Origin of the sequence: uncultured Fibrobacter sp., assembly GCF_947305105.1 — a bacterium.
GTDB lineage: Bacteria > Fibrobacterota > Fibrobacteria > Fibrobacterales > Fibrobacteraceae > Fibrobacter.
Window position 1 is genome coordinate 1 of the sequence record NZ_CAMZCS010000052.1, and the last position, 12,992, is coordinate 12,992.

Annotated in this window: 9 protein-coding genes; 2 read left to right on the plus strand and 7 right to left on the minus strand. The window is 52.1% G+C overall.

Annotated elements, in window-relative coordinates:
* The first annotated feature begins 353 nt into the window (after positions 1–353).
* Entirely contained in the window at positions 354–1,457 is a 1,104-nt protein-coding gene (locus tag Q0Y46_RS14270) for a glycosyltransferase (RefSeq protein WP_297948392.1), read from the plus strand.
* Between the two features lie 12 nt (positions 1,458–1,469).
* On the opposite strand, the gene Q0Y46_RS14275 is transcribed toward Q0Y46_RS14270, so the two are convergent.
* The 5 genes from Q0Y46_RS14275 to Q0Y46_RS14295 form a co-directional block, all read right to left on the minus strand.
* Positions 1,470–2,576, minus strand: coding sequence for a hypothetical protein (locus tag Q0Y46_RS14275; protein ID WP_297948395.1), 1,107 nt, complete (start codon positions 2,574–2,576; stop codon positions 1,470–1,472).
* A 47-nt stretch (positions 2,577–2,623) separates the two neighbouring features.
* Positions 2,624–3,340: a fibrobacter succinogenes major paralogous domain-containing protein gene (locus Q0Y46_RS14280; protein ID WP_297948398.1), complete on the minus strand. Its 717-nt coding sequence runs from the start codon at positions 3,338–3,340 to the stop codon at positions 2,624–2,626.
* Complete coding sequence (locus Q0Y46_RS14285; RefSeq protein WP_297948401.1) at positions 3,337–4,677, minus strand: CCA tRNA nucleotidyltransferase; 1,341 nt, start codon at positions 4,675–4,677, stop codon at positions 3,337–3,339. Before Q0Y46_RS14285 ends, Q0Y46_RS14280 begins: the two co-directional genes overlap by 4 nt.
* A gap of 11 nt (positions 4,678–4,688) precedes the next feature.
* Positions 4,689–6,947 carry a T9SS type A sorting domain-containing protein gene (locus tag Q0Y46_RS14290; RefSeq protein ID WP_295681478.1) on the minus strand — a complete coding sequence of 753 codons (2,259 nt, stop codon included), beginning with the start codon at positions 6,945–6,947 and terminating at the stop codon, positions 4,689–4,691.
* A gap of 76 nt (positions 6,948–7,023) precedes the next feature.
* Positions 7,024–7,539, minus strand: a complete 516-nt coding sequence (locus Q0Y46_RS14295; protein ID WP_295681482.1) for an RNA polymerase sigma factor — start codon at positions 7,537–7,539, stop codon at positions 7,024–7,026.
* Positions 7,540–7,916: 377 nt separating this feature from the next.
* On the opposite strand from Q0Y46_RS14295, the gene Q0Y46_RS14300 reads away from it, so the two are divergent.
* Complete coding sequence (locus Q0Y46_RS14300; protein WP_297948405.1) at positions 7,917–9,644, plus strand: thioredoxin family protein; 1,728 nt, start codon at positions 7,917–7,919, stop codon at positions 9,642–9,644.
* Positions 9,645–9,800: 156 nt separating this feature from the next.
* Here the strand turns inward: Q0Y46_RS14300 and glgA are convergent, their stop codons facing one another.
* Positions 9,801–11,030, minus strand: a complete 1,230-nt coding sequence (gene glgA / locus Q0Y46_RS14305) for a glycogen synthase (RefSeq protein ID WP_297948408.1) — start codon at positions 11,028–11,030, stop codon at positions 9,801–9,803.
* Between the two features lie 101 nt (positions 11,031–11,131).
* Positions 11,132–12,826: a DUF4832 domain-containing protein gene (locus tag Q0Y46_RS14310; RefSeq protein ID WP_295681491.1), complete on the minus strand. Its 1,695-nt coding sequence runs from the start codon at positions 12,824–12,826 to the stop codon at positions 11,132–11,134.
* Between the last annotated feature and the right edge of the window lie 166 nt (positions 12,827–12,992).

Below are 12,992 nucleotides of genomic sequence, written 5' to 3' on the forward strand. Positions count from 1 at the left end.
TATTGACGCACGAAGTGCGTGATTCTTTTCACTAGCCTCTATTCTCTAGTCTCTCGAAGCCTCACCGCTCATCGCTCATTGCTCATTGCTCGTGCCTTTGTGCTATGAGGTCGGTCGCTAACGCTCCCTTTGAGGTATGAGGTAAGTAGGATATGATTAGGGGTTAGAATCTAGGATCTAGAGACTAGGGAAAAATGTCACGGCTTCGCCGTCTTATATTGACGCACGAAGTGCGTGATTCTTTTCACTAGCCGCTAGTCTCTATTCTCTAGTCTCTCGAATACTCACTGCTCATTGCTCGTGCCTCGAGCCCCGAGCCTCGTGCCTCGTGCCTGTTTACTATATTTCGGCTTATGGGTGGAACCATCATCGCAAGCCTTACGGCGCTCTACGCGCTCCTGTTCCTATTTTTCATAATAGGGCTTGTCCGCACGCACCGTTACAAAGGCACCAAGGCAACCCCGAGCGTCTCGGTCGTGGTGCCGATGCGTAACGAAGAGGAATTCGCACAACGCACCCTGGAAGCCCTTGCCGAGCAGGACTATATTGGCGAATGGGAAGTCATTTGCGTCGACGACCGTTCTACCGACAGCACCCGCGAAATTCTCGAAAAATTTGCCGCCACGCACCCGCGGTTCCGCGTACTCAGCCTCCCCCAGGACCTGCCGCAAATCGCAAGCCCCAAGAAGCGGGCCCTCGAAAGCGCTTTCAAGATTGCCAAAAACGAAGTGCTCCTGACGATGGATGCCGACTGCATCCCGCGCAAGAGCTGGATTACCTCGATGGCGGGCCGTTTCGTGGACGGAGTCAGCATTGTGCAAGGGCCAAAGCAGAACAACGGCACCCGCTCCATGCCACATCTTTACCAAAAGCTTGAAACGCTCGGCTATACCGCCATGGAAGCCGCAGGGTTCAGCCTCGGGCACCCGATTGTCGCCTCCGCCGCATGCCTTGCCTACAAGAAGGACCTGTTTTTCGAAGTCGGCGGTTTCGGTGACCTCATCAACCTCTCGAGCGGCGACGACGACATGCTCATCCACAAGATGATGAAGGTTCCGGGCACCAAGGTGTGCTACAACCTCGACAAGGACGCCGTTATCGAGACCGCACCCGTACATACGTGGAAACAACTCTTCAACCAGCGCGCCCGCTGGAGCAGCAACGGCACGAACTACGAGAGCAAAGCCTATATCATGCTCCTCACCTTGATCTACACATACTATATCTGGATGTTCGTGAGCCCGTGGTGCGTACTTTTCCTGGATTTCCCATGGCAATGGTGCGTATTCAGCATCTTGCCCAAGCTGGTCGTGGATTTCGTCTTCTTGAGCATTGCCTCGTGGAAGTTGCATTCCAAGCGGCGCATGTTCGCCTTCTTGCCGGTGGAACTCATTCAAATCCCGATGATTGTCTTCTGCGTTCCTGCAGGCATCACCGGCATGTTCCGCTGGAAATAAAACGCCCTACGCCTATTTTCTGTTTCCCTTTACAGTCCCAAGCGAGATGATACTGAAATAACCTGCCGTGCCATCCTTGGACTGCAACTTGAATCTGATCTTGACTAATTGCTTGGCTGCTTCTTCGCCCGTAATATGGGTTCCCCTACCCCATCCTGCACGCTGAAAATCACGCCATAAGAAACATCTGTTCGCTCCGGCATAGCTCTTGGGAATATTCACCATTGGCACATCGTATTCCATCGTCTTATTGACCGAGTCTCCAAGATCCAGTAATAGCTTAAATGCTATGTCCGCTGTATACTGTATACAGATACCTTCCCAGTTCGAAACATCAACTGCAATATCCATTCCATTAGAGTCTTGCCCCACCATGATAAAACCAATCTCTACAAACGGGTCATAGGAAAGCCTACCCCCGTCCAATCGGAACTCGCCACACAGACCATTGCAATAATCAATTATTGGATCCAAGGACGCAGCATCATATTCCGTCCCGGGACGTTCCGGCCAAATAATTCTAGACTCCCCACCGTCACTGGAATCGGAATTCGTAAACCATAAACCGACATCTCTATTCTTCCACTTTTTCCCTGCATAAACATCCGTATCCACGGTATAGAAAAAGCCATACCACAAATCGGTATATGTGGGGTTATCAGCAATAGAAGGAATGTCAGTGCAGCAATTCTTATAGGAAGTTGAAGATGACCTGGCGCTCCTACTCGAACTGCTGGAAGATGACCAGGCACTCCCACTCAAATTGCTAGAAGATGACACGGGCTCTATATTAACTACCGAATATTCAGAAGACTCTGGACTCTTGTCGGCAGAAGACGAACTGCGCACCGTATTCTTTTTTTTCGAACTGGAAGAAGGTTCATCCAATTCATCCGGATCGTCAATAGAATCTTCATCGAGATCAATGTCCTCATCCAATTCTTCCGGGTCGGCGTCTTCATCTAATTCTTCCGGATCGAAGTCATCGTCCAATTCTTCCGAATCGGAAACATTCGAGTCTTCTTCAACATCCTCCCCATGCAAAACAGCCCCAAAAGGCCGTTCAGCCGAAACTCCATCAACGTTCTTGTCCCCCGAACAGGCCCAAAACGCAAGCAAGCCGCACAAAATAAGGAGTTTCTTTTTCATATAGACTCCCCCAAGAATCAGTTATTCTTGACGCAGCGAACGGAACCGCCTTCGTTCTTGTAGCCGGCATCGAAATACAGCATGTCTTCAGTCAGCGTCCAGTGGTAGGCATCGTAGGTGTTGCCAATTCCTTCTTCGGCGCTCCAGAATCTCGCCGCCGTGCCCAGTCCCTCGTAATTGCTGATCATGTCGCGGCTACCGCTCGGGATGGCGGCAAAGCCCGACGTGTTTTCGCCATTGGGGGTGGCATCTCCGTCTTCGGTTTCCCAGCCGGAAGCGGCCTTGAGCGCCTTGCCCACATTTTTCCATGTGCAGACATCGGCATCGTTACAAGTATCCTGGACAGCCTCGACCGCCTTGGCTAACGCCTGCCATTCCGCGTTCGTCGGCACATGCCAACCTGCGGGGCAAATGCCCTGGTGATTTTTCTTGAGCTTGGAAGAATAACGTTCGGACTTGAACCTGTCGGGAATGTTCATCGCGCCAAGCCAAGTGTACAGGCGACCGTTTGTCTTGCATAGGGTAAACCGGTCGTCGTAACAGAACGACTGCGGCGTGGAGTAGTTCAGGTTCTCCGCCATCCACACCTGGTCACCTATCCGGACCGTCTTGTAGACTTTCCCGTCGCGGGTATCTTTCAATTCTTCGGGTGCTGGTTCCGGAGCTGCGGTTTTCGGAGCGGCAAGCGCAACGCCTGTCGTGAGGCAAAGCAAGAAAAGTGCCAAGTACTTCATGTCGATAAAGATAAGTTTATTTCTTTCGCCCAGGCAAGCGCATCCGAAATATTTTTGATTTCGCCATCCAGTTGCAGCTCGAAGCTCCGCTTGATAATAACCCCCATCTCCTTTCCAGGTTTTACCCCCATGTCCATGAGCATTTTTCCGGTCAAGTAGGGTTGCGGAGCAGCATCGTACACGCCGATTTCGCGGGCGGCAGCGGTCAATGCGTCGGCAAAACCGCTTTTTTTGAGCATAATTTCAGGAGTCGCCTGCACAAGCAGGCAAAGCAGCTTGAGCCCGCTCAGGCGTACAGAGAGGCGCCGGAGTTCCGGTGCAGGGGGCACATTTTCAAAGTCGAGCCCGCCATAGCAAGCAAGGATTTCGGGAACCTTTTTCAGCAAGTGCGTTTCGTTCGTGATACGCAAAAGGAACTTTTCGGCAACCGATTTCATGCCCTCTGGAGCGACACAGGCAAGCGCATTCCCCGAAAGCAATGCAGCAAAAGCCAATTCCGCACACTCGTCCCCATCCAATGCGGAGGGATTCTCCTGCAGAACCGACTCACGGATAGCGGCCATGTTATCCAGCAGACTCCCGAGCACGTCCCAGGATCCTGCAAAAGGGACAATTTCAGGGAAATAACCGTCCAGGCCAATATCCAGGAAAGCTTTCAGGCCCATCGAGGGCTTACCCGGCTTCAACAGCCATTTCTTGAACTCCTCGAAAAGGCGCTCCACCGAAAGGTCGGCCAGCGAAAGCGTCCTGCACAAATCGACCGTCTCGGGCGCAAGCGTACACTCGAAACGGCTCGCGAACTGCACCCCGCGCAATATGCGCAAGGAATCCTCGACAAAGGCAGGGCCCACATGACGAAGCACATGCGCCTTCAAGTCTTCAATACCGCCATAAGGGTCGCAAAGAGTCAAATCGGGCAGTTCCATGCCCATCGCATTGATAGTAAAATCGCGCCGGAGCGCCGCCTCTTTAAAAGAAAGTTTCTCGTCGGTATGCACCACGAAACCGCGATGGCCGTAACCCACCTTGCTTTCGGTCCGCGGGAACGAAAAATCGAGCGACTCGCCCTTCATCGCGAGGTGAATGACCCCGAAGGCCTTCCCCACCAAGTTCGTCCGGCCATACTTCTTGAGAATCGGCACCAGTTCTTCTTGGCCGATATCGTAGACCTCGATGTCGTAATCCCGGCAGTCCCGCCCCAAAAGGGCGTCACGGACCCAGCCCCCGACCAAGAAGGCACGGCCACCCGCCTCACGAATATCGCGGACGATATGCGAAAGGCGCCCCGGAAGTTCCGGGGTGTACGTTTCGCCGGAAAGGGTCGTAATCGTGGCCATAGGATCCATTATCAATGAATGAGGATAAACTTGCCCTTCTTTTTCCCAGAAGAGTTCTTGACGATATACCAGTAAACACCAGGAGCAGCGACATTCCCTCTCTTGGACAGTCCGTTCCAATCTACAGAACCGCCCTTCGTTTCGCTCTCGTCAAAAGACCGCACCAAATGACCGGCACGATTATAGATAGAAACAATAGCGTTTGCACCGACATTGTCGATGGTGATATAGGCATGTTCACCCATGCGGAACGGGTTGGGATAGGCGATGATATCGCGTTTGACAGAATCCTTCCCGGCCTTCGAAACATCGCGCAGGTCGCTACGCTTATACATGGTAACGCCCCTCTCGTGCGAGAACCAGGCCTCGCCCAAAACAGGGTCTATAGCGATATCGAGCACTTCGTCGGAAAGCATGCCGTTCTTGGTGGTAAACTGCCTTGCGCTGAGCGTATCTTGCGTAACCCCCTTACGGGTCAGGCGGTATGCACCCTGGCCAATCGTACCGACCCAGAGATTTCCCAAGACGTCAAATTCAATAGAGGAATACTCGCTCCCGATCACACCTTTCACGACATACGGGGACTTGACCGAATCCTTGTCTGCATTCCATTCGCTCAGCCCCTTGTCCACATCCCAATACTGGAGCTGGTCTTTCGTCACAAGCCACAGGTAGCGGTTCTTCGCATCGTAGGCCATGTCAACTGGAGCATCCTTGTAAACCGAAAGAATCTCCTTGTGTTTCAAAACATCCAAGCGCCCACCGTTCTTTGCAGGATTCGTAACGCGGAAGACTTCCAAGGCACCTTCCGATTCATAAGAAGCCACCTTACGGCCAGACACCATCACTAGCCAATCCGACGAGCCTTCAATTTGCGTCGCAAGAATGGCACCGGAGAAGTCGACGTTGCCGACATTGGTTGCGCAACTGAACTCGCCATCCTTCGTCACGTAAATCAAATCGAAGCCACCCTTCGTCGACGCCGTCGTCAAGAAACCCGATGAATCCGGAGCAACAGTGGAACCTGCTGTCGCCACGAAATCTTCATGTTTACTGTCGATTCCATGGAAACATCTGTTTTTGTCATCGACCGTGCTCTTAATCAGTTTGTGGCCAAATTCGGAGAACAGATAAAATCCGCGACCCCATATATGGTAAAAGACCTTGTCTGGCGGAAGGTACGAAAGCACCTTCATCCTGTTAGACAAAGCTCCTGCGCCATTTGCCTTTCCTTCTTCGGCAAAAGCGCTATACTGCCAAGTATTGTTCTCCGTGAACGCAATCCGGCCCTCAATCGATGCCGCAACAACCCCGCCATCCGCTTTGGGACGCAGCTCATACGATCCGTCCAAGGTAAAGCCCTGTATCTCTGTATAGTCAATGAACTTTTTCTTTTTCGTGTCATAAGCAAGGACAAAATATTCACCGGCCATAAAGACATAGGTATTGCTCTTGCCTATCCAAAAAATGCGGCTGACCCCGTCGGCGTAAAGGAAATCTTCCAATAAGGGCTTTCCTTCCAGCAAAATATCCGAAGAATCTTGAACCACAGAAGTCAACTTTCCGTCTTCGTTCCATTCCCACTGGCCTTTGCGCGTGAAGGTCTTCAAGGAATCGCCCTTCCAAGCAATGGTGTGAATGGGTTCTCCTTCTTTTTCCACAATCCAGGTCTCGGGATCAACAAGGTGGATTTCGTTTTCCATGTGGTCCCAGTCGATATAACGTTTGTACAGAGTCGTCCCGACAGAGACATAGAGCGTATCTTTATGGACGCTCAACGCCTGCACCGGGGTCGCAAGCAAAGCGTTCTTACCGACTTTGTTAATCGTCAGGACTGCACGGTGGGTATGCGCATTGAAAAAGGATAGGCGGTCCTCAAACGCAAGAACAAGAAAACTCTTGTAGCCAATAGCCATGTCTTGGATAAGGCGTACAGAATTTGAAACATAGGACTTGTTAAAGACATTCCAAGTATTGTTCTCTGTGTTCCAGCCAGCAATCAGGCCATACTCGGAAATGGCATATATACCATCGTCGCATTGAGTCAACGCATAAAACGAAGACGTTTCAAGGCCGGTCACTGTCGAAAAAAGGACATCGATTTCCGGAGTGATAAAGCGGATGCCCGAAGCCGTCGCAAACAAGGCTGCGTCACCATAAACTATAGCCGAACGCACCGGGTAGGGGCGCCCGAAATTTCGCCACATGTCGGCCGCGAACGAATGCGCAACCAACGTCAGGAGCAATAAAATGGATGCAATAGACTTCACGAACAAAAATTACGAAATTTTGCCCCTGCAAAAAAAATTCCTCGAAAAAAAACACCGCATACACGCCCTATTCGGCCTAACTCATCCATGTCGGCGGGATATCGGAAATCTTCGCTGCCGCCCTCATTTTCTCCTTGGCTTTCGTCTTGGCCTTCGCCACCTTGTTGGGCGTAAGCCCGAGCGCCGCGCAAACCTCCCTAGACACAAACCCTTGGATAGAAGTAAGGTCAAGGATCCGTTTCTCCATTGGAGAAAGTACGCTCGACAGCCGGTTAATGCAACTCATGTTGACATCCTCGACTCCAAGAACATAATTCGATACGACACTCTCATCAAGATCGGCGTTGTAGACCCCCGGTTTTTCCATCAGATGCGAAAAGGGTGTTTCCCTACTCCGGCGGCGTTTCTGTTCTATATAGGTATTCATCAGCACGCTATGCGCATACGCCATAAGGGATTCAGGACTCTCAATATTGCGGACATTCTTGATAAGCCTATAGAGCGTCATCTGACAAAGATCATCTGCTTCGTTTTTCGTTTTACAAATTCTGTAGCATTCCTCTCTTACTTTTTGTACTAGAGACAATGTCATTCATTTCCCCCGATGGAGAGGGCATTTTTCCAGCTTTAACTCCCTCAAAAATGTAAACCCCATTAAAATCAAGAAACAAGAAAAATTTCACAAACACGCCGTGCATTTGTTCAAAGTTATTTTCCGTCACTATCAGATAGACGCTATTCTTTGGGAACTAAAATTCTTGGAACCGCCCTGATTCGTAGTCCATATATCAATCGCGATTAGCAAATTTTTATATTTTCTAATGCGCACGCATCCCACGCGCAAAATATATGAAAAAAATTATGATTTTGACGAATAATATATTTTTACGCAGGCCAAAATTGCATATTTGGAATCTTTTGGCCGTTTGCCTTTTTTTATTTAACATTTGCAATGCCGAAGAATTCAACATGAACAACATGCCCCCTCCGGACATGTCCATGGACTACTCCGCAGGCAAGTTGCAAAAGGGTTCCAGCGTCACGGTATGGATTACCATCCCCGACAATTGGCACGTGAACGCGAACATCGCCGCCGACGAATTCCTCAAACCCTCTTCCATCGAAATCGCAGCGCTCGGCGTCCACTTCGGCGAACCCAAATGGCCCGAACCCATCAAGGAATACAGCGAGGCGCTCGACCTCGAAAACCTCGTGTTCAAAGGCGAGTTCAAAGTCGTCCTCCCCGTAGATAGCGTCGAAGCCGATTACGACACGCTCACCACCAACGTAACCTTCCACTACCAGGCCTGCGACAATTCCATCTGCCTCGCACCTGCGAAAAAGACAATCAAGATGGGCGAACTCGGGTTGAACAGCCGCCAAGGCAGTTCCTTAAAAAAAAACGAAAATGAGATAGGGACGGTACCGCAAGATAGCGCCCCTGCCGGGATTCTCGCGCTCCTCCTGTTCGCCTTTATCGGCGGAATCATCCTGAACCTGATGCCGTGCGTGTTGCCGGTGCTCTCGCTCAAACTTTTCAGTCTCATCAAGCAGGCGGGCGAAAGCCGCGGACGGCTCCTCGCCTTGGGAGGAGCCACGACGGCGGGCATCCTCGCAAGCTTCTGGGTCCTCGCCGCCGTCGTCGCCGCCGTCAAAGCCGGCGGCGGGTCCGCGGGTTGGGGCATGCAGTTCCAGAGCGCAGGCTTCATCGCCTTCATGACCGTCATTCTGACCGCATTCGCCATGAGCTTCTTCGGCGTGTTCGAAATTTGGCTCCCGTGGAATGCCACTACCAAAATGGACGCTGCTGGCCACAAGCACGGGCTTGCCGGAGCCTTCTTCACCGGAGCACTGCTCGTCCTCTTGAGCACTCCGTGTTCTGCTCCCTTCCTCGGCACTGCCATGGGTTTCGCCTTCACGCAGAGCACCTCGGTGCTGTTCCTCTTCTTTACCGCCGCCGGGTTCGGACTTGCCCTCCCCTATATTTTGGTGAGCGCTTTCCCCAAAGTTCTCAAGGTCTTCCCCAAGCCGGGCGCCTGGATGGTCCGCCTGCAAAAAATCATGGGCGTCTTGCTGCTCGCGAGCGTCGCATGGCTCTTCTGGATTGTGAATGAACAAGCCGGGCTCTCCGGCGTCGGGATATTCGCCATCATCGCCGTCGTAAGCATCGCTTGTAGCGTGCTGCTCGGCAAGTTCGCGCCGCCAGGGACCGCGTTCACCCACGAAGTCGCAGGCATTGCCCTCGCCGTCATTGCGCTGTTCTCGATATGGTTCGGGATTGTCGCCCCCGAATACGAACGGGCGGCCACCGAAAAATTCAACGCCCGCCTCCAGGAACAGATGACCGAAGACGGATGGTTCCGCTACACCCCCAAACTGATTGAAGATTTCGCGAAAGCGAAGCGCACCGTATTCATCGACGTGACCGCCGACTGGTGCCTCACTTGCAAGGCGAACGAAGCCGCCGTGCTGAGTGGAGAAAGCTTCCGCCGCGCCATGGACAGCCTGAACGTCGCCCTTGTCAAAGCCGACTGGACACGCGAAACACCCGAAGTGAACGCGCTGCTCCAGAGCATGCAAAAATCAGGCGTGCCCGCCTACGCCATCTACCCCGAAGGGGATGCCACAAGGCAAATCGTGCTGCCGGAATTGCTGACCGCCGCCGGAATTGTGGAGTTAGTAGGAAGTAGGAAGTAGACAGTAAGCAGTGGTTAGGGAAATAGACGAGAGATAAAGTAGACAGTAGGAAGTGGTAATCCCTGGGTTTGACTTTTTACTGCTTACTAATCATCTGACTCCTCATACCTCAGAGTGCGAAGCACGACCTCATAGCTCGGGCCTGGAGCCTCGAGCCTACCTCTTCCCTTCGCGTTTGTAGCGGTCGATGCATTCCTGATAGAAGTCGTATGTCTGCTTGGCAATGGACTTCCAGCTGAACACGTCGATGGCACGATTGCGGCTCACCTCGCCCATCTTCTTCGCGAGTTCCGGGTTTCCAAGGACCTTGTTTAGCTTATTCGCAAAGTCGGTCTGGAAGGCCTTCGGATCCGCCGGTTCAAAATCCGTCTCGGACTTCGCCTTGAGCGGTACCAGGAACCCAGTCTCGCCATCCACGATAATTTCGGGGATACCGCCCACTGCAGAGCCCACCACCGGAGTGCCACAGCTCATCGCCTCGAGGTTGATGATGCCGAACGGTTCGTAGAGGGACGGCGTCGCGAACACAGTCGCATGGCTGTACAGCACGCGCAGTTCCGTATGCGGAACAGGCTCCTGGATCCACACGACTCCATCGCGGGTCTTCTGAACTTCTTCAATGAGCGACTTGCATTCGTCAGCAAGTTCAATCGTATCGGGTGCGCCCGCACAGAGCACCACCTGGGCACTCTTGTCGATTTGCGGAATCGCCTGGATAAGCTGGCTGATTCCCTTCTGGCGCGTAATGCGGCCCACGAACAGCACATACGGGCGCTTCGGGTCCACGCCCCACTTGGCAAGGATGCTTTCGTCGAACGTCGGCGCATAAAAATCCGGATCAATACCGTTGTAAATCACCTTCACGCGGTCTTCGGGGACGCCGTAAAGTTTCATCACGTCGCGCTTCATGCCCTGGCTCACGGCAATCACGCCATCGGCAGCTTCGTAGGCAGTACGTTCAATCCAGCAACTCATGGCATACCCGCCAACGCCCAACTGCTCGGCCTTCCACGGGCGGTGCGGTTCCAACGAATGCGTCGTGAGGATAAGCGGGCACTGCAAAAGGCGGCTTGCGAGCACTCCACCAAAATGGCTATACCATGTATGACAATGTATCACATCTATGTCTTTGAGCGATGCTGCCCACTGGAGGTTGATATCGAGCGGCTTGAAAATCTTTTGGAAATGGTCGTCTTCAGGATTCAGCCCCAGCTTGCGCGTAAAGCCCAAAGCGCGGATATTGTCTTCGTCTTCGTCCTGGTCGCCAAAACAGCGCGCCTCGACATGGCAAAGTTTCGAAAGCTCCTGCGTGAGGAACTTGACGTGAATACCTGCACCGCCATAAATTTCCGGCGGAAACTCGTTAGTAAGAATAGCTGCGTTCATGCAATAAAGCTCCGATTACGCCATTAAGATAGCTTTGTTTTTTGCATCATGCAACAAGAAAAATACCTTTTCCGTTTTTATGGCCATCCAGATGACGGAGGTCACTTGATTCGTACGCCATCTGCGCGATAAAGCCCTTCTGCATTGCGAATAATCACATTATTGCGCACCCTCTGTACAAAGGGGGCGTTTTGCTTTTGGGTTGCACTCGGGAGAGCACGCGGGATAGCAGACGATTTGACACTGTTATCCACAATAAAACTTCCGATATAGATACCTTCATCCGGAATCTTCACCTTATTTGCAAAATGAATATTGTCCGAGCAATGAACATCTCCACAAATCTTCAAATACGCGCTCATTGAGCCTTCATAGCCGTCTATCTTCCTTTCGATTACAATTTCGTTGTTGCCGTCAAAGGTCATCACCGTATCGGCGCCCTTGATTTCAATTTTACGGCTATGCACGTTCCTGAAGTCAATGGAATCCGGAAGCGGAACATTATAGCTATGCAAATCAATGGCATTCTCTCCCTCGCGAACTTTAAGACGTCCTATGTGTATTTCGAGCGAAGCCTTCACCTCTCGCGTCAGGTTTCCAAAACCCACATTCTGGATGCGCAGTTTCGCGCGTAAAATTCCATCATCCCCCACCGTATCGCTCAACCACGATTCGCGCAGCACAAAGCGATAACCCAGGTGGTCGTTGATGTACTTGAATCCCGAAAGCGAATCGACTCGCGCCGGGTCGTAGTCGAAATCCTTCTGCGTGAAGGGCGTCTTTTTCCAGCTTTCAATCAGGTTGTTGTTCCACTGAATGTTCAGGTAGCTCGTATGCGTGCGGAAGCCCTCGTAAGCGAGGAATTCCGGCGTGTTGATGACCTGGTAATTTTCTGCCGTCGTGAGCGCCTCGCCACCGTAAGGCGTATTGATGCTGTACTTCTCGAGCCAAGCCACCCCTTCTTCGCGGCAGATGGATGTCGCACAGTCAGCACCCCACGTACCGTAATCGTACTGCGTTCCCAGATAGCCGTCGTTGAACATTCCCACGCGGTACATGGTGTCGCCCTTCGCCTTCGCGATTTCGGCAAACTTCTCGCCGTCGATATGGAAATCCACACCCCAATCGTCAAAGCCCAAGACCTTCGCTGAATAGTTTCCCGTGCGGGTCAAGATTTTCAGTTCCGGCGGCGTGCTACGCAGCATCAAGTTTGTCGCCTCGGCAATACGGTCGTAAGTGATATTCGTATCGCTGTGCATCTCGCCATAGGCGCCGTGCATCCCCATCTCTAGCGCCACAATCACATCGGTGTTTTTCGAAAGTACGGGAGCGAGTTGCTTCACATGCTTCAGCACCCACTCATGATCCGGAGTCACGTTACTGCGCCCGTTGTACCACGGGTCGTAACAGATGCGCACAATCACGTGCCCGTTATTCTTGCGGATATTGTCAAAAGTCTGCTGCAATACATTCAGAGCATCTTCGGTCAGGTCCTGGTCCTTGCCGCGAATCGTGTCCCCGCTCGCTGAATCAATGCCTAGCCAAGCGTGACTGCTGAATTCCGAAATTTCCGCACGCAAGTGTAACAGCCTGCCAGACGGCTTTTCAATCGGCTTGCCTCCCGAAGGCTTGAGGTGCAGTACCTGCGGCGTATAGAACCCGCGGTCATAATTGCCGAGCGTCGCCATCGCATCGGTCGTATCGACATTCTGTTTCACGAGGCCTGCCGCAAAAAGCGGAGCCTGCAAGAGCGCGACAACGACTAAAAACAAAAAACGGATATGGATTCTAGCCATATCCGCAATATATATTTTTTATGAGCCGTGAGCTGTGAGCGATGAGCTGTGAGCTATGAGGCTCGGGGCACGAGGCACGAGCTATGAGCAGTGAGCAATGAGCAATGAGTATTCGAGAGACTAGAGAATACCTTTGACCACTTAGTGCTTTAGCACTTATGTGGGC